Raw genomic sequence first — 20,336 nt, forward strand, 5'->3', positions numbered from 1 at the left:
GCGATAAACTCCTCCCGCTCCTCTTCCGGGATCCCAAGGAGGATGAGCGCCTGGTTGTAGGTCAGATTCGTCACCAGTGACGAATCTGGATGGCCGTCACTGTCGGAGGAGGCAAGCAGTTTCGTCCCGTACTTTTCGCAGAACTGCATTAACCTATCGGCCGTTCGCTGAGAGTAACTGACCGATTCCTTCAACCACTTGCCCTATCAAGTCTGAGCCAGTATCCGCTGCTGAATGTTGTGCTCGGCAAAAACTGGGAGCTTATTAATGAATAAGCAGCGGGAAAATCTGCCTGAAAGACCAGCTATGAAAAGTCAAAGTAAATCTTTAGGAGGTGATTAAAATGGCGATTATTACAAGCAAGGTGTTAAAGCTAACTTTTCTTACCACCGGCGGCAAATCCTTCGTTATTTCCGTCCCACAGCCGAGGGAGAACCTGACGCTGTCTGAGGCCCAGACCGTGATGGAAACGGTTATAGCCAAGAATATTTTTAACAGCCCCAGCGGCGAAATGGCCGCGATACGGGATATCAGGGTGATTGACATGACCACCAACGATCTCTACGATCCACCGGTGGCGTAAGCAATTTGCCCACAGAAAAGGAGGCGCCTTTTGAACTGCACTCAGTTCTTTAGGCGCCTCCTTCTTTTGTCTTCATTCCCGAACACTGGAAAAGCTATAGATTCTTATCTTTTCTAAACTTCATTTGTAGTGCATTTGTTGGGCACGTAGAGACACATAGTCCGCAACCATAACATCGGTTTACATCGAATCTCACTAAAGATCCTTCCATTTTCTGCGCTTCAAATACGCATCGTTCAGTACAAATTCCACAGTCATTACATTTACTTTTATCCACATCTACAACATAATCGGCATGAGCAATAAGGTCAGGCCGGTTATATTTTTTTAAAAATTCTATATCATGACAGCAGCATTTACAGCAACTGCATACAGCAAAAACATGTTGATCAGGATTATAAATTGTAAGATGTATAAGTCCAGGTTCGTACATTAGCCTCCCCGCGAAACTTATCGTAATTTTCTATGGCTTTTAAGAATGTTTCTTGAGTTAAGTCATCGGCATCCTCAGTATTACTGCACAGACGAAAAGCTAGGTTAAAAATATACCGTTGATGTTTGGAGATAATTTCCTCCAAAACAGTAAAATGTTTAGAGTTCTCTACATTATCGGATTCAGTCACAATGATGAACCTCCTATAAATTAGACGCATTTAATTTAAATTAGTTTCATGAAACTTATGGATATTTTTCAACTTCATGTCCACTGGTGTAATTTCATTAAGCCATTCAACTGAAGCCACATACTCGGGACGAGGATCAGGGCTAATCCAAATCACCGTTTTGGCTGTAGCCCCTACTACATACGTCAGGATTTGCCCAAGGTGAGAATGATCAGTTTCTTCCATCTGATTTTCAATGATTACAGTTACCATTAAGCTCAAGTCCCCCGAAGAAGGGAAGAATCTCCGCTACTTTCGTCCTAGCTATGTTATCTATCGCGTTTATATACTTACTGATCTGCCGGGTAAACTGCTCTTGGCCCTCTTCTCAGGATTTCCAATTGGATTTTGAGCTGGGGACTCCTTAGCAAGTTCCACCCGTTTTCCCAAGGTGTTCCCCCACTAATTTCATAGCACAGAAACCACCACACATGGAACAGGCTTCCGCCCCCTCCTCGTTACGCTCTCCGCGGATCCGGCGAGCTGTTGGAGGATCAATGGACAATTCAATTTGTTTGTTCCAATCCAAGGCTTTACGAGCCTGAGCCATAGCTAAATCCCACTCCCGTGCACCCTTAACCCCAGTCACTATTCAGCGAAACGTGTCGTTTCGCGAAGGGTCCTGGAACTTACGCGGAACGACAATTAATGACGCCTCATAAGCAGTTCCGCCGAGTAGGTACCACGACCAACGACCTCTACGACCCGCCGCAAGTTTAGGTGGAGCCAAAAAAAGAACGGCGGCCGCGTGGCTGCCACTTCTCGCCTAACTTGTGGCAAGACAAACTAAGCGCCGGCATATACCTAGACCGGCCCATGCTCCGGACCTCTGATCATCCTGCAGAGAAACATTCGCAGGAGAAACCTCCTCCAAGAAAAGTCCACTGCCGTCACTTTACAGCCCAGCAGAATAGGCCAGTTTAAGGTAAATTTCGAGGGATAGCAGCGCCAAACTGAAGAAATGTACTTAGATAGTAAAGACAGTGAATTTGTTCTTCTGAAGTCATGCAAGGATTCAGACCGCCCAGGAAAGCAAGAATAATTGGAAGTGTTAAATAGCCCCCACCTAGGATTAGATGGGAGCTATAACTATTTAACTTCTTCACGGCAATGGCAATCCCTGCGCAATAACAGCAGAAATTTAAACTTTAACCGTCTTCTTCATCACAAACCCCGGCAGCGGCTCTTTCATCTTCCAGACAATACTGATCGGTGCTGAGCCATAATGGCTTTGAAAATCGGCAAAGCCAAGACAAGTAAAGGTCGCGGCAAAAGCCCCCTCTATCTTATACTCCCTCACAAAAAACAACACGTTCCCACCACTGGTTACTTGGTTAAGATACCTCTGCCCTGTCAGCGATTCCTCGGTCGTTCGACTTTGAGACTGCCAATGAAATAGCTCTTCACTGATGGAATAATCCTGATACATCGTTGACGGGGAATAATCCTTTTCAGACTTGTTCAAGGTCACGAAAAAGACATCCAGCTTATTTTCAGCTAGGTAGAGAACTCCTTCCCGGAAAGAGCTCCTCTTTTGTTCCGTATGTTTTCCCAAAGCCACTAAAATCTGATCAAACGTATAAGCACAATATAAGTCGAGTGGGTATTCATTCTCAAATCCAACCAACGGCCTATCTACAAAATTGATGTTGCCGAACTGATAGTCCAGCAAATCCATCAGTTCTTGGTAAAGCCGTGGATCATTAATGACCCAATATATCGCCTCTTCAATAGAAGCAAACCTATTTCCTAGATCACTAAGCCCCTTGCCCCACAAGGTATAGTGAACCATGGTTAGCATTGTCCGTTCCACGCTGGTCAACGAATACAATAAAGAACCTTCACCTAAAAGAATTTGCGGCAGGATCTTCTGCATAAAATTAATCCAGCGCCTGGAATTCACCAAAGACAATCTTCCCAGTGCTGAGGCAAGCAATCTTTCCCGCTCTGTATCTACCTGATATCCCTTGAGAAACCAGCCTGAGCCGCCAGTCCGACAACCGTTACCTTTTTGCTATAGACATCTTGGGGTGTTACATAATAACCCTCGAAAAACTCCCTGACCTTTAGCTCATGTTTGATTTCCATAAAGTCATATAGCTTGCTGATCAAATTGCGCTTAGTATTAACCGCATTTCGGATGTTCTCTAGAATATAGTCCTGGGCTTGTTTCTCTAATTGGATCGAGCATCCCCTCGGCACATTAGAAAAGCCATGCTTGATTTCATGTTCGACTGTTTTCCGAGTCCTTGATAACAACGCTTTAAACCGATCTTCAAACGAATACTTCTTGTGAGCTTGGCCCACAAAATCCAATACCGTGAGGGCTTCTTTCCCATCGCTTAGCCTTAAACCACGACCCAACTGCTGCAAAAAGACAGTTAAACTTTCTGTAGGGCGCAGGAACAGAACCGTATTCACCTCAGGAATATCAATTCCTTCATCATTTATGTCCACCACAAAAACGAACTTGATTTCCTTCGTTACCAGGCGGCGCTTCACATTATCTCTAACACCGTCATCCGATTCCGAAACCAGAAATTCCGAAGGAATCCCGGATTTGTTAAAGATCTCGGACATGAATTCTGCATGCTTCTTCGTAAGACAAAATCCAATTCCGATGATGTCCGAACGTTCTAGGCAATATCTTTCAATCGCACTAATGATATTCCCAACGCGTTTAACTGCGACCGCTCGTTCAAAAACAAAGAGGTTTTCAATTTCCCGCTCATCATATTTTCCCGCAACCCACCGCACTTGACTTAGGTCAACATTATCCGTCACACCGAAATAATGAAAGGGACTAAGCAGTTTTCGTTCAATCGCTTCCCATAACCTGATTTCGGCCGCAATCCGGCCCTCGAAATACGCATAGATGCTTCGTCCATCCGCTCTCTCCGAAGTTGCCGTCAGTCCCAATAAGATCTTCGGTCTGTAGTAGTCTAATAGTTCTTGATAAGATGGAGCCGCAGCATGGTGGAATTCGTCAATCACGATATAATCATAGAAATCCGGCGTGGTGATCTCTGTCAGTTCTTTAGAGTTGAAGGATTGGATGGAGACAAACAAATGATCAAAACTATCGGGTTTTAGTCCTCCGACCATCATCGAGCTAAAGTTTAGATCTTTGAGGATTCCTCGAAAGCAAGCTAGACTCTGACTTAAAATTTCCTTCCGATGAGCGACAACGAGCAATTTATTCGGTTCGCCTGGGTTCGCCCTGCAAAAGTCCCGGTAGTCAAAGGCGGCAATCACCGTCTTACCAGTACCCGTGGCAGCAACCACAAGGTTTTTAAGCGAGTGATGGACTTCCCGTTCCGCTTTCAATTTGTCCAGAATCTCCTGCTGATAATAATACGGTTTAATGTCAAAATTGAAAGCAACATTACCCGCTTCATCCTGACTGGTTCTTCTCTCAGACTTTAAAGCATGTCTCAAACGCTCAGAATCGATCGCCGCAATAAAGGGTGTGAACTCAGGATTATTCCAATACCCTTCAAACGTTGCTCTGATTTTCTCTAAAATATCCCCAGAGTCATATTGGGATAGCTTAATATTCCATTCCAACCCGCTGGTCATTGCTGACTCCGAAATATTGGACGATCCGATATAAACGGTACTGAATCCGGTATCTCTCCAAAAGATATACGTTTTGGCATGAAGGCGAGTCCGCTCCGTATCATAGGAAATATGTATTTCTGTATTGGACAGTTTACTGAGCTGCTCGACCGCTTTAAAATCTGTGGCTCCAAGATAGGAGGTCGTAATAACCCGCAGTTTTCCGCCACTGGCTGTGAACTGAGTCAGTTCATTGATGATCAGCCTTAAACCACTCCACTTGATGAAAGAAACGAGAAAATCAATCCTGTGACTACTTAATATCTCTTTTTTGAGCTCTGAAACCATACTAGGCTCATGAACGGCACCGGTAAAGAGGGAGTTCTCGGAAATCGACGTGTCTGGTCTGACGACCTTTTCAGCACCTAGCAAGACAATTTGTTTGCTTGCTTTTTTGTCCACCAAGGATAACAAGATTTGCGCATCTTGCTGGATGAGGAAACTTTTGACCCTTTTCAAGGTCGCTTCATCTTTTTTAAAACTAAAGCTTCCTTCTAAATGAAAATTCAACTGGCCCCTTACATCGCCCGCAATGCATTTCACAATTTGGAGTAGCAATGAGCATTTGTTTTATTCTTTCTGTCACCGAGTACAAGCTAAACAATAAGTTGATAAGTTGGTGTCAGGCACCAGGGTTCTTAATGAAAAATCATTTGGCACCGATTTCAGGCATAGCATCCCAAGTTTGCCCAAGCAATAATCGACCATTTTTCTTTTTGTTTATCCCACCCCATTGTTTGAAATAGAAGCTAACCCCTTGATGATCACAATCATTCTTGATAGATAGGACCCACTCAAGATCGATCCTTCGGGCTTTGAGCCCGCTTTCTCCTCCAACAATTGCCCAGTCAATGCCCGTTAAATCGAGGCTCTTAACCTCATCTATAAGCGGTTCAAAGGAAATAAATCGGACCTTCGCATCCACTTTTCTCAAGGAATCTATCCGCTTCTTATATTGGTCACTTTCAACGGTCACTCCTTGCCAGATGTTTGGGCTCCAAGTCAGATAAGGAGCCAATTCTGCAAGTCGTTCTGCTCTTTTAGTTAGAACTTGGAAGGTGTGCCAGGATGCTTTGTTCATAATACCAAATATCTTTTGGATAAACTCTAAAGGGATGTCTTCATGAAATAAATCCGACATTGAATTCACAAAAATTAGAGAAGGTTTTTTCCACTTTAAAGGATCAATTAGACAATATTCGTGAAGTGCAACCTCAAATCCATTAACATATTTCTTATTACCCATTAACTTCAGACGTTGGGCCATGACAGCAGCATAGCAGTTTTTACAGCCATCAGATATCTTCGTACATCCAGTTACTGGATTCCAGGTATTTTCCGTCCATTCAATTTTTGATTTTGCCATGTTATCGCCCCGCTTCTAAAATAAACTCATCGTGTGTGTCAAAATATGATCCACCGCTTTTAGTGAAAGATTAGTTGCGGATGATGATGGATTGCTTACAGCAAAGCACAGTAAAAATAACGGTGAATTGTTTTTGGATTTCGTAAGGTTAGAGGGTTTACGGAAACTCCTGGAAATATCGTTTTTAATCGTTTAAGTATGTAGCCTTTGATTTGGTCGATTGAGGCCCTTTCTAAATCAACTTCACCGAATAATGTCAGTTGGGGCGATTCTTTATATATTTCCTGTTCCCACATAGTAGTCCCCAATACTTGATGAAGTTTCAGCCTATGAGCTTCAGGGATATTTCCATGTCGAGGTAATACCCTATTAACTGCAGATAAAGGGAAAAGATACCAAACATCAAACGCTTTGGTGTTTGCTATAGAAGATAAAGAATCCCAATTCAAATTCATGGCATAAGGATCTAGGAAGATTACCCCGCGCCAATAATTACTATACCACGAAAAGGAGTTTATTGTTTTCAAGAGTTGGTTACAGTCACCCTGCATGAATTCTATATTCTTATTTAGAGCCTTCTGATAAATATTGTCTTCTAACTTTTTCAGATATTCCTGATTACTGTCAATGAAAATATACCACTGATAAATCCATAACCGAATTCCGTTTACACCATCACCGAAGTTCTTAATCTCTTCTCAAACACCTTATTCCCCTTTTCCTCCGCAAACGAAGTCGAATGCGTTCATCTATACTTGACTTAATTCATAAGGCACGAAAAAATAGAAAACTGATGGGTGGAGGGCTTCGTCAAGCGGGTATTCTGGCAGCCTGCACCAGCTTCTTTGCCATGACATCTATTTGCCTTTCATCAGTGCTGTAATTTACGCTATATGGTAATGTATAAATTGATATTTACTCAAAATCATGATAAAATATATGCATAAATATTGAGAACGAGGAGTGAGGAATATGCCAAATATTCGTCCCATCTCTGATTTGCGCAATAATGCTAACGAGATTTCTGAATTCTGCCATAATGAACGCCAACCTGTGTTCATAACTAAGAACGGCAAAGGGGATATGGTGGTGATGAGTATCGAAACTTATGAGCAACAGCAAACTTTAATTGAACTCTATAGCAAGCTGGCTGAAGCTGAGGTTGAGATTGCAAACGGTGCAGAAGGAAAGGACTTTTTTGAAGTGACCAAAAAGTTGAGGGCTTATGTCCATGGAAAAGTATGAATTGAAGATATTTCCCTCAGCCGAGCAAGATCTAAAGGATGTTATTAATTATCTAAATGAGTTTTCACCGCAGGCTGCTCTTAAAATCTATGATGAAATTGTCGCTGGCATCGCTTCTCTTGAACAAATGCCCATGCGCTGTTCATTGGCAAAGAATACTGTGCTTCGTGCCAAACAATACCGTTTGCTGTTGGTGCAGAACTATGTAGTATTCTTTATTGTAAACGGCAACGTAGTACAAATACGGCGAATACTATATGGTCGAAGGCAATACGAATTCTTGTTATAAAATTATCGGTTGTTTGATAGGTGACTGCCAGAACGTAAAAGTATGATAAGCAAATAATGGATAAACCCAGGGTTTTAAATCAATTAAGCCTACATTATGAACTAAATAACCATATCCAACACTGAAAGCCCCAAATCCTAAGACACACGCGTATCGAGTTCGTTCTGTATCATAGGAAATATGTATTTCCGTATTGGTCAATTTACTGAGCTGCTCGACCGCTTTTCAAGGTCGCTTCATCCTTTTTAAAACTAAAGCTCCCTTTTTAAATATACTCTGTAATATACAGCAAAATCCCGTTGCATAAATTAACTCGTTCTCTAACGATGGTATCCCCTTGGCTACAATCCATATGGAAAGTTAAGCCATTGAACAACTTCCAGCCCACTAGTCATCGCTGACTCAGATATATTGGACGATCCCCTTTGGCGGAAAAGCGAATTGCAGACAAAAAAGCTATCCCCCACACTTCCATAGTGTAGGGGATAGCTTTTTCTGATTCGACAGGCACCGGTGCTCCTAGGGCCACCGCCAGTGGTGGTATGTTGATATTGAAACAGTTCCGTCTCGATGCTGACGGTGTTCGCGGGAACTTCAGCCTCCTCAACATGCTGCCGAAAAACCTCATCATATTTCAGAACCAAAAGCCGCAATTGCATGCCATAGCGTACTACACCCATAACATGGCAAATAACACCGTCCACCACTGTATTCTTGCCGACCACAGTAATCTCTTCTATACGAGATAAGCGTTCGTGTAAATATCGAATATTCATAATCTCACTCCTGATTTGTTAGTATGGGACCTCTCATACCGGGATGTGAAGCTAAGTACATACAATGACACAGTGTTGTTAAATTGAAAACGTATCAAGCAACAAAACATTACGTTCCTTACCCCTATGAATAATAGCTGTTAAGACTTTCAACCGTTTCGTCGCTTTGCCTTTTCAGTCGGCGAGTCTTCCGACACAGTTACTTGATTTAAGCGTAGAAACTCTGCCTTCAGTTTATATAGCGATTAAACAACACCAAAATGCTCTGCATTTAAACATGAATCACAAAGTCCTCATTTACAATATGTTACAATAAAAAACGGGACGAGGAGACAGGTACCTTGTCCGCCCTCCAATTACCGCCAACATTTCACCTTCCTGCTATTAATCAGAATTCTTCAAAAAACTTTAGGCATTTTCAAAGAGCGGTGTAATTTGCTATTATTGTTCAATTTCGGTAACACATTCGCTTTTGATCTTTTCAACTAGAAATTGCAGTGCATCAACAACATGTGGTCTTATATCGCCGCCTATCAGTACATACATTATGTCGTCGCCAAGTTCAAGTTGGCCTTCATTAAGCCAAACCCTGACATAGAAAATACCATCCATCTTATAGGTTTCAGCAATCGCAGTATCAACCTTTGCTGCATCATAAGTAAATTCCATTCCCGTTACCATTGAACCGTCATCAATGCCTTGTCGCACCTTGGCTTTAGGCGTTTGGCGCACAACACCATTATGAACTAAAAACATTCCTTCCTGTAAAGCCGCCGGGTCAGTTTTTGCTTCTTTGAGCCATTCATCCATTGATGGCGATAGCTTTTTCATTTTTTCATTAATCATAAACTAATACCCTCCCATTCTACATACTCTTTAACTTGCTTCATAATTTCAGGACACAATACGACTAGCGTCACAGCATATCAATGTTACGCAAGAGAATTCTCTTTACTAAAATATTTTTTTCGTTTGTAAAAAGTATATATTAATACTGTAATCGACGATAACGCATTCTCGAAAAAAGGTTGTTGACCATATTGACCATATTGGCCATATTGGCCATATTGTTGGCTATATTGTATAAACAGAAGAACACTTACTACTAAGAAGTAAATATTGTAGGTTACCATAAACCAGTAACCCCTACTGCCGTCTACTGTTTTCCTGATATTTTTTTATTTCAAATGCATGTATCATCATTTCTTTCAAAATGAAGTTCAGGTAAAACGATTCTAATTTCCTTTTCTGCGTTTTCCTTCTGCCAGTATACTATAAATCTGATTTTCGCTGTTTTTGGTACATTGTTGTTTTTTTGCTTTCTATCCTCTATTTGTTTTATCAACTGTTTTGAGAATTTCAATACCGCTTGGCCTTTTGAATTACGGCAACAATCTCTGTCAATCGTAAGTTCATCACCGCTATTCAGTTGCGAAATAAGATGTTGACAGGATGAAAAAAAGTCCAGCCATACATCTTTATAAGTTAAATGCAACGCTAATTGACAGGGTGGCAAGTAATCCTCCGAATCATTAACTCGTTCAAGACCTTCTGTTTTTATAAATTGAAGATAATTGCTATTATAGTGGATGCTCAGGTTACGTTTCGCCCTTGTCATGGCAACATACAACTGTCGTATAGCTTCCTCCGATATAAGTTTAAACTGATCAAGCATCAGGAACACATTGTCAAACTCTCGTCCCTTCGCCTTATGAATCGTGGAAACAAAGATTGTTTCGCTGTTTCCGCCCAAGAAATCTTCCAGCTTCGATTCGCGGATAAAAACTTCTAGATCCGATTTGTATTTACTTTTTGGATTAGTCGCCTCAAAATCTTTGATGATCTTGAGACATATCTCTCGATTTATGCTGCTACCAAACCTTTCACTTAACTGACCTTTGGCATTTTCCCAGATATCCTCGTTAATAACATAAATATCTTCCGACAAATTGAGCTGGCTTAGAAAAAAACGGACTTCAAGAAGGTTATACAAATTAAATCCATCATTTGACTGGATCAGTTTTGCCTGCATTCCATTCTTCACAAGCAATCCGGTAATCTGTAAAGCTTCTTCATTCGTCTTGGTCAAAACACACGTCGTTCCTGTAAGTTCCTCTGAGAGGATATCATCTACTAAGGGTGTAATGAGGTTAGAACTCCTATATTGAACCAATTTTATTTTTCCTGTATCACTCTGTAATACAGTAAGTAGGAATTTCTCGATTTGCCAAGTCGATTTCAGGATACTTAATGAACGGTTTTTGTTTTCTTTTCTCTTGATAAAGGCTGTTAAATCTTTTGTAAAGGCTAAAACCTTTTCTTCAATGAGAAGATTTATAACTTCTATTACTTCCTCTTTTACAATTCCTAAATGGTCTGAGATATAATCAATTCTTGATTCTGCTTGATCATCGCTTAAGTGTTTTCTGCTTTTAGTCGATAAAAGTTTCTTAATGATTCGCGTTGCTTTCTCTTTTTGCCTCTCATCAAACCTGTCCGATGTGTTAATCCTATAGATGGCTTCCTGAGCATTTTTGCTGAGAATACTGTCCGCAAATAATTTGGGCATATTCTGGCCGCGCTTTAGATAACCGGCTTCTTCTAAGGCTGCAATGGCTGTCTTTACCCTTGTTTCGATTTGTATGATGTTATCGTCCCAACCAGCCTTCCGAGCAATCTCTAAAGCGGATTGAGATACTTTGGACCGAGATCTGGTAAGGTCTTTAATTGCTTTCCATACCTGTTGGATTTCCTGGATACTAAGTTTGGTTTGGTTTGGTTAAGAAGAATAAAATGTTTACTCAGGTCTTCATCATTAAACAGCACAAAACAATCGGCAGAGATAGTTTCATCTCGTCCAGCCCTTCCAGCTTCTTGAATATAATTCTAAAGAGAATCGGAAATATCATAGTGAATGACCATACCAACATCTTTCTTGTCTACTCCCATTCCGAAAGCAGAGGTTGCCACCATGATTTGGAGCTTGCCTCTGATAAATGCATCCTGATTTTCAGTTTTTTCTTTCTTCTCCATCTGGCCATGATATGGCTTTGCCTGATAACCATCTTCTGTTAATCTTTGTGCCAATGAATATGCCCTTTTTGTGCGTGAAACATAAATAATTGTCGGGCAGTTTTTTTCTTCAATCAAATTTCTAACGGTATTATATTTTTCTTCTTCGCCCTCTTTCTCGATCACGTTATAACGAAGATTGGTTCGTGAGGCACTAGAACTGTAAACCTCAAGGTCAAGAGATAGTTTTTCCTTGAAATAATCTCGAATATCCTCGATAACCTTTTGTTTTGCTGTAGCGGTAAAACAAGAAACGGGAATTCCATCTTCAATATTTTTCTTTTTCTGTAGTGATTTGATGAAGTCGCCAATATATAAATAGTCAACTCTAAAATCCTGACCCCATGACGAAAAACAGTGTGCTTCGTCGATCACAAACCGAACAACATTTCTTCCCAGAAGCAAGCGTTCAATTGTCCTTGAACGTAAAGACTCTGGGGAGATATAAAGAATGGAAGCAGAACCATCTTCAACTCTTTCAAAGGACTTTGCCCTTTCAATGGGGTCAAGCAAGCCATTAATCGTAACTGCATCTGTGATACCCAATTTTTCCAGATTATCAACTTGGTCTTTCATCAACGATTGCAATGGGGAAATTACGACCGTCAAACCCCTTGAGTTGATTCCACTCATTAAAGCCGGCACTTGGAAAGTAATGGACTTTCCACCACCCGTAGGGAACACCGACAAGAGTGATTTATTAGCAACGGCGGCGTAGAACTCCTTTTTGTCTTTTAGTAGATAATAAAAAATTTGTTTTAATGTATTGCTTGTCTGTTGAAAAGCCGAAACCTCATCAAAGAAAAGATCTTTGGCCTTTATTGAATCATTTAACGGGTTGTTGGTATCATCTGTTTGCAGCTTATCATCCTTGAGGAGAGCATGATAAGGTTTAGTTGGAAACAAAAGGGGAGAAAGAAATAACGTATCTATTGCGTTCAAATCACTGATCTCAGCGGCATGAATTGCATGATGAATGTATTTTAGATCATGATTGAAAATGTTATGACCGCAAACATACTTTGACCCGTGCAGAAATTTAATGAAGTCAGCAACAGAAGTGGAGTGAAATGAACTACCATCCCCCTTGACACTACCGATATCAAGAATTCTTCTACTATTTGGCTCAACTTCGGTATCAATAAAAGCGATAGATCTCATGTTCTTCCCCCCCTTTCGAAAAAACTTTAAAGTAATGGCCATACATTGATAATCTGCCGGGTTTCATTGTATTCCAGTACCAAAGGACATCATTAGACTTGTATCTTACTTTTTCGCCGAAACTTTCCAATATTCCTTCCATGATTACCAAATCTTTCAAAAATCACGAGAATAAGATTGCGATACACTTCTAACGGGATCTACTATTTTCCTTTTAATAGAAATACAAAAAGGCACCAGTTTATTTTAACCGACACCCTTTTAAGAATTTTTAAATTCGCCATGTTACAACACGGGAGCACTTAAGATTAGAAAACTTTTCTTCCTAGCGTGAGTAGTCGAGTTTGAATTGCTCCAATATTCCGACCTAACTTTGATGATAACTCATTTAGAGGAACCCCAACATCAAAGTCCTTAATCAGTTGATTATCTTCTTCTGGTCCCCACGGATTGGAAGGTAGATTATTAGTGACTTCTGACTCTATTTTACCTAGCTTTGTTAAACGTAACCGTATTGCGCCTACTGTTCGACCGTGCTCTTCTGACAATTCCTTAATTGTTCTTCCATTGTCAAATTCTTTAACCAATTCTTCGTCATCCGAAATAGTCCAAGCTTTACCAGCACTTGATGGAAGTCGGTTGCTTCTTTTTTCTTTAGCCTCCAAAAGCTCTAAACCTTTTATTGCAAGAAACAGCGCTCTCACGGTGTTGGGGTTCTGAAAAGGACCCTCTATTTGCATAAACTCCCCTGTATGAGGATCCACTCCATTAGCCAAAGCTGCAACAATCTTGATTGCACTTCCTATATCCACAACCCTATCTCCCTCTATGTAAGTTTAATTCATAATCAAATGTCTCTCATACGTCTAGCTATCGAGAATTGTTTCGTCGAGGAATTCTTCTCTTGTTATACATTGACTCCAATCCCTCTTAAGATAAATCTTGCACTATAACTTACGCTTATAGAAGCTAAATCAGTGTTAATCTTAAAGTTTGTTTCGGCTGTTCCAAAAAGCTAAACTAATTGATTTGCGGAGGTCGATTCAGACTTAGCAATGATTATCATTACACTTTTGTCAGGACGAATAGCAATTACTAGTAGGTCCCCTTCGCTTGCTTCACTCATAACCATGTTTTCCGAATAATTAAGTCTATATTCTGCTGACAGAGAAGGGGTATTTTCTCTTAAATCATACCAAGAGATAGTTCCGAAATCTAATAACTCCTCTGATTCTTCGTCTGACAAATATAAAAATGTCGATGGAACATCAAGCAGCTTTTCACTTCCTAAGATTTTTTCAATGTTAGAGACTTCGTTAAACTCATACTGATTTGACCTGAAGTTATTAATTTCAGCGGCACTCAGATATTTGCTAGCAGTCGAAATTAAATACTTCGCGAGATTCTCTTTTTGCAATATTGTCGCAGACTCCCACTCATTTTTCGTTATTAAATTCAAACTATATTTCATCCGACAGCTTCTCCATATTCATCGAAATATTCTTTCTCAGTCCCTGGAAATTCATCAATCAGTATTGTTTTAATTTGAGGTTCATTATTAAAAACCTTCATCCAAATAGTAAAGAAACCAATTGCCTTTGCAAGGTTTATAATACTCCGTTTCACACGTTCGCAATATACAGTATTCTTAACTTCATTCCAGGTAATCAGTGACTCTTCCGCTATACCTAAGGCTTCATTCCTGAATTTATAACGTCGGTCTTTTTTAGGTTCTCTTCCTGCAATCCCTGGATAATACCCTAGATCAAGTATTTCATAAAGTCTTCTGGCCTTACTTAGAAGGCCTGCTTCTTGAGTTCTTAAGTATTCTTCATTTATTTCCGGCAATGCTCCAACATATTTGAAAGCTAGGAAAGTGTTATGTTCATCAGGCCAGATACGAGTATCCCTTTCGCCCAAGCCTATTTTAGTACTTTTACTACTATTGCAGTGAGAACATGCTAAAAGGAGATTATTCCAGTTCGTCTCAGATCCGCCTCTATGTTTACATTCAACATGTTCCACATGAGGAACATGCTTTATCGGTAATTCACAATAAGAACAATAGTAGCCAAGTCTCTCCAGCAAAAACTCCTGTGCTTCAGAATAGTGATTGATCGTCAGATATGGAGAATCTCCTTTATGCACTGGCCTCATCGTCTTGCCTCCAACTCAGCTTTTTTGGCATAATATTTTTGTTCGATAAAAGCATAGTAGGCTACATTGTCTCCATACCTTTTTGATAATATGTCCAAGTCCAATTTAAGGTCTTTTAGTTTTGCTTCATCAAATTGTTTAAGTCCATCGAGCGCCGAAAAGTATTCAAAGGCCGACTTATACATTTCCAGTTTGTGAGCACTATATTGTGGCATTTCAATACCCATAACCTCTTCAGATATATCTTCTATACTCGCACCCACATAGTCCTCTAAGTTTGTACCATCCAATGTTACAAGTTCACCTTCACCTAAAGACTGAATTATAAATGGCGAGTGAGTTGTTGCCACAAATTGCACTTTGGGAAATATTTTCTTCAAGTCACCGACAACTTGTCTCTGCCATTTAGGATGCAAATGCAAATCCAACTCATCAATTAAAACAACACCCGATGTTTCCAAAAGTAAGGTTTGTTTCAACTGAGGATTCAATTTTGCCATTCTAAAGAAGATATCTGCGACAAGTGAAATCATCCCTTTATATCCGTCACTAAGTTCAGAGAACTGGATAAGTTCACCATTGATATGTTCTAGCATCAGTTCCCCGTGCTTAACTTTAAAGTCCACTCTGCTTCCCTTACCTGCTGCACTTTCCACGATCTTCGTCAATGCATCCATCAACATTATATACATCTGTGTATTATGTGGATCTTCCAGATACTCATAGCGCAGCTCTTGGATGTAATTCAACATTTTAAAGTATTTGGTTTCCTTTAAAAGACTCCCTGAATAGCCATACACTCTAGAGGTGGAATCGATTCCCGTATTACTAACACGGTCTTTTGAAGCACGTAAACAGCTATAATAGGCAATGACAGGTAATATCACATCAATATCATTAGCAGTATTTACTTTTTTGGCAATCTTTTTTGTTACTTCTGACAAATCCTTTAAGCCACCAGTTTTTGTATGGCCTTTTTCGTCAAGTTCACGAGACCATTCTATCTCCAGGCCATTTATTTCTCCGAGGCACGCAACCTCTACAGGATATTGCTTGATGAGACCCTTTGCAGACACTACCGATTTAATACTTCTGACATCGTTTTTGTAAATATTTCTAAAATCCTTGGCACTACTCATAAATCCTCTAACCCAGCCACCTAAAGCAACACACATTCCCTCGAGAACGGATGTCTTTCCCTTTCCATTATCACCCACAAAGACTGTGAAATCCTTTGCTAATTCAAAGGTTCTATCATCAAATCCTCTAAAGTTTTTAAGGGTGATTTGTTTTATATAAAACTCATTGTTCGGCATTATATCCACAGCCTTTCTTGACTTCATTAGCAACATCTTAATTTACATAAGTCGATTCCCTCAGCATTGCAGTTAATATTTCCCAATTATATTCTATTCGTTTTTTCTACGTTATTCAAGACTAAGTTTTCTTACAGTTCACTCTATACAGTTCTAACTGTTTCAATTGTCATCATTAGTAAAAAAGTCCGTATTAAGCTTTTTTATTTCATAAATCATTTCTGCAGAAACACCCAGACCGAGAGATTTTTAGAGAAAGTCGATTTAGATATTAATCCTTACTCATTGATTCCAGTAACTTCTGAAGATATTCTAGTTGTTCAGGCAAAAGCTTTTTCGCAGTACCCAGTAGTCGTTGGATTTCTGGTCCCAAGACCTGTTCTTCTTCTGTGAAGAATTCCGCAAGGCTAATGCCGAGAGCATCACATATGCTTTCCAGGGAACCGAGTGAGGGTTTAGAATCATTGGCTTCAATTTTATAAATTGTAGTCGGGTCTAGTCCGACTTTTTTCGCTAAAGCATTGGCGGAAATTCCAGCTGTATTACGAAAGAACTTTATCCGTTGTCCGTAATTCATTTCATCACATCCTGAATTTAATTCATGTTCAATTATATCTAAATCGTACAAAAGAAAGTATCCTGATTTTTATTCATTTTATAGTATTTACATGTAGAATATAATTCTATAATCTTATAACCAGGGGTGGTCTTATTGGATACTACAAACAAGCAAATTAAAACGATAAGAATAGCGCTCAAAATGACTTAAAAACAACTTGCTGATTTGGTTCATATCGACGAAAGCATGATTAATAAAATCGAAAATGGTCATTCAACAGGCTCAATCCGAACCTTAACCAAACTCGCTGCCGCTCTCGGTGTTAGTATTGCCGAACTGATCGGAGAACAATCCCCTGAACAGCGGGAGGAAGACGATGTCCAGACAACACCTCAGTGATTTTGAGATTGGCTATGAATATGTCCGCAAGCGCTATTCGTTTTTGGCCAAATATAGCTCCCAACATTTATGGGAACTGGGAAACGCTTACCTACAGACAAGGGGTACTAACGCCGAGCTTTCCAGAGGCATGGGATTCTATTTCCTGGAGTTAGGAATTAAAATGCGCCTTGCTGAAATTACACCGGCCTATAAAAAAGAAGACTGCGTTTAGCAGTCCGCTTTGCTTTCTTCATTGCCACTTGTCACATTTTCTCCTTCATACCTCTCACTAAAAAATCAATGACCTTATTTTTATACGCTTCATGGGTATCCGGATCCTTGGCAGCGAACTCCCTCAGCTCCTAGGTCAGTTCCTGAAGGTTTTGTCCAAGCTCTCGTATAAAAAGGCGATTTTATTGGCGCATGCCTTGATATGGGCGGCAGTAAGGTTCTTACTCATCTTTGGACGGCCTCGTAAACTGTGCAAGTAACTTAGCCATATAATCATTATGACACTCCAAACAGAAATCACCGACATTTGCCACATGAATAGTAGCTTCCATTGATTTGCACTTTTTACATTTCATGAATACGACTCCTTTCAGACGCTTTTATCCTCTAAATCATTCATTACAAATACGTACGGGTCTTTCAAAATATTTTACAGACCCATCCGATAAAAGTAATCGTTCAAATAGGATGTATTTACTTGTCTTCTCCACTCTCTCACGGAACAATAAGTCATTAAACATTGAAATTCTCAGACTAGTAGCAGTGCCTAATACGCGTATTGATCTGGAGCCTCCCCCCGCTTGCCAACTATCTTAGGTATTAGTGGCAGCGGCTTATCTGCATTTATTTCCTCTACTTCCACTTTAAACTCCCATTCATCACCATAATCAAAGAGGTACAGGAAGGTTTTTCCTGAGTATAACCCTAGTTCCCCAATTGTGACTTCATCAGAGTAAGGCCCATCTTCATCAAGCGGTGACTCATAACGATCATAAGACCATTTCTTATTATCCATAAAAAAACTATACAAATGATCATCGGCAAACTCGAACGCCTCCTGTATTGCTAAATGCAATTGTTCAAGAGAATGCTTAGCTGCCATTTCAATTTTGCGCCATCTCCCCCGACTCAAAGAGACTTTAAACAAATAAACGCCTTCAATAAAACCCTTCTCTTCCCGAGAAAGGGTATGTGACAGTTCACCCAGTGGAACCAAAGAGACAAATGCCTGATAAAACGTTTCACCTAAACTATCTTGTCGTACCTTAGCCAATTCAGTAAACCCTTTCGGTATCTTGCCCATATACCGAATAGCGTTTTCTAACTCATCAAGGATATCTTGAGATGTCAAGCCGTTCTTCTTAATGTGCACTTGATTCCAATCAAGGTAGTCCCTTTTCTGAAACAAAATTGGAGCTATACCCACTCCAAATTCAGTAGGTGTTAAAGTTGTAGCCTCAATCTTTCGCCGAGAAAAATTCAGAGCCTCCTGATCCAGGGTACACTGCCAAAATCCGAAATAAGAGAAATACAGCAGAAAATATCCCCAATCCCATAATCGTCGATGCCAAGAAGAGGCTGAATCCGTAAGATTTAACGCCACTCCTACTTCAGACTGAGCCAGCTCTTGCCATACAGAGGAAATGATCCGTTCAGTTGGGATACGTTCATGAGTCGCCTTTTGAAGGGCGCCCCAGTCTGCATCGATCCATAATGTCTCTAGAAGGAAGAAATACTGCTCAGTCATTGTCAAGTCCAAGTAATCTTCATAGCGTTCGGAAACCTTCAGTGCAAATTTTCCGCCCTTCCCTTGTATCATTATTGCCAATCCACCTGCTAAAGCTAAGTGATAAAACATATGCAACAAGGGATAAGAGCCCTGATCAAGCCTAGGCGTAGCATCTACCACCTTAAAGCTCACAAGCTGATTTAACTCCCATAACCATTCCCTAGGTATGTACAGGTTTTTAGGGGATAATAAGATTTCCTCCGTACTTAATCTATCCATGAACGTAATAAAATCCTGCAATAAAGAAGTGGGATAAGTTGTCGTGACCTTAATCATATATTTTCCTCCCCTAAATGTTTTCTTTTCCAATAACCGTCAACAAAAAAACTATTTTTCGATCCAATATTGAGGAAAGCTGCCCACCCCCCCCCATTGGTTATTCTCCCAATAGCCATTGTAATCCTCTAGTCGAGCTTATAAGTTGGTGTCAGACACCACGCACTTGCTTAAGACCATCTAACTAATAGTTTAATAAGCGATACTTACCTCTACTTACCCTCTCTAAAACGCGGAAATGTTGAACAAGCTGACATCCCTTTGCATGCCTAAGCCATGAATATAGCAATGATTCTCCAATTTCTATTTTCAGATTTCTCTCCACTAGATACTTGGGCATCCCCTCACACATTGCGACCAATTTCTAATTAGTGCATAATTAACCTTCAGTTGCTCTTGGCCTCAAATCAATCCTATAATTGAGAAACTCTAACGCTACCCTTAAGCCGTGAAACAATTAACTCTTCATCATCCTGAAAGTGAGTTGTCAGGAACCTTAAGAGATCTTCTTGCCGCGGTTGGCCAAAAACTATTCTATATGCCACCAATGTTCGCTTTAAATCATTAATATAACTCGAGGAGAAAAGAGAAGGAAATCCTGGGTTTGTGGTGGCCAAGTGGGTAAAGGGCTGAGGAAATTGCCGAGTCAAGTTCCCCAAAAAGGAAGGGGTTGTCGCAGTAAGACAGCCCCTTCCTTTTTGCAAGCATTTATTTTAAGGCCTATCCACTCCAAGGTACTCCTTAATGGCTGCCTGGGTAATCTGTGAAAAGTTCACTCCTTGTTTTTCAGCAAGTTCCTTTAACCAAGCCGGTAACGTTATATTTGTCTTTACGGACCGATTATCCATCTCATTCTTCACGACTTCTGGAAACACGGTAATAGGAGCAATTATAGATCCTACAGGAGTGTCCTCAAAAGGCGGCTGCGTAGGAGTTGGAATTATGTCCCCGTCTTTCTCCATACCCCAAAGATGTAGCCCCAAAGCTTCTTTTGCCATAGCCTGAGCGTGCTGAAAATCATCGCCCATTGAAATACAGCCCGGTAGATCTGGAAAATACACACCAAATGCCCCA

General features: G+C 40.3%; 23 protein-coding genes and 3 pseudogenes. 5 read left to right on the forward strand and 21 right to left on the reverse strand.

Annotated features, from left to right (window positions below):
- Positions 1–203: pseudogene (locus JL57_RS33460) on the reverse strand (DUF3102 domain-containing protein); the annotation flags it as partial.
- A 140-nt stretch (positions 204–343) separates the two neighbouring features.
- Between JL57_RS33460 and JL57_RS04295 the strand changes: the two are divergent.
- Complete coding sequence (locus tag JL57_RS04295) at positions 344–583, forward strand: DUF2922 domain-containing protein (protein ID WP_034140834.1); 240 nt, start codon at positions 344–346, stop codon at positions 581–583.
- Between the two features lie 94 nt (positions 584–677).
- On the opposite strand, the gene JL57_RS36215 is transcribed toward JL57_RS04295, so the two are convergent.
- The 8 genes and pseudogenes from JL57_RS36215 to tcmP form a co-directional block, all read right to left on the reverse strand.
- Positions 678–1,016 (reverse strand): 4Fe-4S binding protein, encoded by a 339-nt coding sequence (locus JL57_RS36215; RefSeq protein ID WP_366556975.1) that lies wholly within the window; start codon positions 1,014–1,016, stop codon positions 678–680.
- Positions 979–1,206 (reverse strand): RNA polymerase sigma factor, encoded by a 228-nt coding sequence (locus JL57_RS04300; RefSeq protein WP_034140835.1) that lies wholly within the window; start codon positions 1,204–1,206, stop codon positions 979–981. The genes JL57_RS36215 and JL57_RS04300 overlap by 38 nt, the downstream gene beginning before the upstream one ends.
- Positions 1,207–1,236: 30 nt before the next feature.
- The gene (locus tag JL57_RS04305; protein WP_034140836.1) at positions 1,237–1,458 is read right to left on the reverse strand and encodes a hypothetical protein; all 222 of its coding nucleotides are present in this window, start codon (positions 1,456–1,458) and stop codon (positions 1,237–1,239) included.
- A gap of 151 nt (positions 1,459–1,609) precedes the next feature.
- Positions 1,610–1,837: pseudogene (locus JL57_RS04310) on the reverse strand (phosphomethylpyrimidine synthase ThiC); the annotation flags it as partial.
- Positions 1,838–2,386: 549 nt separating this feature from the next.
- On the reverse strand, positions 2,387–3,148 hold the full coding sequence (locus JL57_RS33465) for a DUF3427 domain-containing protein (RefSeq protein ID WP_291299696.1): 762 nt from the start codon (positions 3,146–3,148) through the stop codon (positions 2,387–2,389).
- A gap of 50 nt (positions 3,149–3,198) precedes the next feature.
- Positions 3,199–5,373: a DEAD/DEAH box helicase family protein gene (locus JL57_RS04315; RefSeq protein ID WP_291299692.1), complete on the reverse strand. Its 2,175-nt coding sequence runs from the start codon at positions 5,371–5,373 to the stop codon at positions 3,199–3,201.
- A gap of 139 nt (positions 5,374–5,512) precedes the next feature.
- The gene (locus JL57_RS04320; protein ID WP_034140838.1) at positions 5,513–6,229 is read right to left on the reverse strand and encodes a DUF5131 family protein; all 717 of its coding nucleotides are present in this window, start codon (positions 6,227–6,229) and stop codon (positions 5,513–5,515) included.
- A gap of 95 nt (positions 6,230–6,324) precedes the next feature.
- Positions 6,325–6,921: a three-Cys-motif partner protein TcmP gene (tcmP, locus tag JL57_RS04325; protein WP_366556978.1), complete on the reverse strand. Its 597-nt coding sequence runs from the start codon at positions 6,919–6,921 to the stop codon at positions 6,325–6,327.
- A 280-nt stretch (positions 6,922–7,201) separates the two neighbouring features.
- Here tcmP and JL57_RS04330 point away from each other — a divergent pair, with 280 nt between their 5' ends.
- Complete coding sequence (locus tag JL57_RS04330) at positions 7,202–7,474, forward strand: type II toxin-antitoxin system Phd/YefM family antitoxin (protein ID WP_034140840.1); 273 nt, start codon at positions 7,202–7,204, stop codon at positions 7,472–7,474.
- Entirely contained in the window at positions 7,461–7,763 is a 303-nt protein-coding gene (locus JL57_RS04335; RefSeq protein ID WP_034140841.1) for a type II toxin-antitoxin system RelE/ParE family toxin, read from the forward strand. The genes JL57_RS04330 and JL57_RS04335 overlap by 14 nt, the downstream gene beginning before the upstream one ends.
- 341 nt (positions 7,764–8,104) lie before the next feature.
- Here the strand turns inward: JL57_RS04335 and JL57_RS04340 are convergent, their stop codons facing one another.
- From JL57_RS04340 to JL57_RS04380, 9 genes are all read right to left on the reverse strand, one after another.
- Positions 8,105–8,539, reverse strand: coding sequence for a hypothetical protein (locus JL57_RS04340; protein WP_034140842.1), 435 nt, complete (start codon positions 8,537–8,539; stop codon positions 8,105–8,107).
- Between the two features lie 441 nt (positions 8,540–8,980).
- Positions 8,981–9,385 (reverse strand): molybdenum cofactor biosynthesis protein MoaE, encoded by a 405-nt coding sequence (locus JL57_RS04345; RefSeq protein ID WP_034140843.1) that lies wholly within the window; start codon positions 9,383–9,385, stop codon positions 8,981–8,983.
- A 337-nt stretch (positions 9,386–9,722) separates the two neighbouring features.
- Positions 9,723–11,108, reverse strand: a complete 1,386-nt coding sequence (locus JL57_RS36220; RefSeq protein ID WP_366556976.1) for a 3'-5' exonuclease — start codon at positions 11,106–11,108, stop codon at positions 9,723–9,725.
- Positions 11,109–11,425: 317 nt separating this feature from the next.
- Entirely contained in the window at positions 11,426–12,772 is a 1,347-nt protein-coding gene (locus JL57_RS36225; protein WP_366556977.1) for a RecQ family ATP-dependent DNA helicase, read from the reverse strand.
- Positions 12,773–13,080: 308 nt separating this feature from the next.
- The gene (locus tag JL57_RS04360) at positions 13,081–13,584 is read right to left on the reverse strand and encodes a hypothetical protein (RefSeq protein ID WP_291299693.1); all 504 of its coding nucleotides are present in this window, start codon (positions 13,582–13,584) and stop codon (positions 13,081–13,083) included.
- A gap of 203 nt (positions 13,585–13,787) precedes the next feature.
- Positions 13,788–14,243, reverse strand: coding sequence for a hypothetical protein (locus JL57_RS04365; protein ID WP_034140845.1), 456 nt, complete (start codon positions 14,241–14,243; stop codon positions 13,788–13,790).
- The gene (locus JL57_RS04370) at positions 14,240–14,929 is read right to left on the reverse strand and encodes an HNH endonuclease (protein ID WP_034140846.1); all 690 of its coding nucleotides are present in this window, start codon (positions 14,927–14,929) and stop codon (positions 14,240–14,242) included. The genes JL57_RS04365 and JL57_RS04370 overlap by 4 nt, the downstream gene beginning before the upstream one ends.
- A complete protein-coding gene (locus JL57_RS04375; protein ID WP_291299694.1) occupies positions 14,926–16,272 on the reverse strand; it encodes an AAA family ATPase in 1,347 nt (448 codons plus the stop codon). Before JL57_RS04375 ends, JL57_RS04370 begins: the two co-directional genes overlap by 4 nt.
- A gap of 244 nt (positions 16,273–16,516) precedes the next feature.
- Positions 16,517–16,822 (reverse strand): helix-turn-helix domain-containing protein, encoded by a 306-nt coding sequence (locus JL57_RS04380; RefSeq protein WP_034140852.1) that lies wholly within the window; start codon positions 16,820–16,822, stop codon positions 16,517–16,519.
- A 204-nt stretch (positions 16,823–17,026) separates the two neighbouring features.
- Here JL57_RS04380 and JL57_RS04385 point away from each other — a divergent pair.
- Positions 17,027–17,203 (forward strand): annotated as a pseudogene (locus JL57_RS04385) (helix-turn-helix transcriptional regulator); the annotation flags it as partial.
- Positions 17,181–17,417 (forward strand): hypothetical protein, encoded by a 237-nt coding sequence (locus tag JL57_RS04390; protein ID WP_034140847.1) that lies wholly within the window; start codon positions 17,181–17,183, stop codon positions 17,415–17,417. The pseudogene JL57_RS04385 and the gene JL57_RS04390, both read left to right, overlap by 23 nt.
- 220 nt (positions 17,418–17,637) lie before the next feature.
- On the opposite strand, the gene JL57_RS33470 is transcribed toward JL57_RS04390, so the two are convergent.
- The 3 genes from JL57_RS33470 to JL57_RS04405 form a co-directional block, all read right to left on the reverse strand.
- Positions 17,638–17,772 carry a hypothetical protein gene (locus JL57_RS33470; protein WP_291299695.1) on the reverse strand — a complete coding sequence of 45 codons (135 nt, stop codon included), beginning with the start codon at positions 17,770–17,772 and terminating at the stop codon, positions 17,638–17,640.
- A gap of 191 nt (positions 17,773–17,963) precedes the next feature.
- Positions 17,964–19,262 carry a plasmid pRiA4b ORF-3 family protein gene (locus JL57_RS04395; RefSeq protein WP_034140848.1) on the reverse strand — a complete coding sequence of 433 codons (1,299 nt, stop codon included), beginning with the start codon at positions 19,260–19,262 and terminating at the stop codon, positions 17,964–17,966.
- Between the two features lie 713 nt (positions 19,263–19,975).
- The coding region (locus tag JL57_RS04405) for a type II toxin-antitoxin system HicB family antitoxin (protein WP_034140853.1) at positions 19,976–20,336 on the reverse strand (361 nt) is incomplete at its 5' end.

Source organism: Desulfosporosinus sp. BICA1-9 (assembly GCF_000802135.1).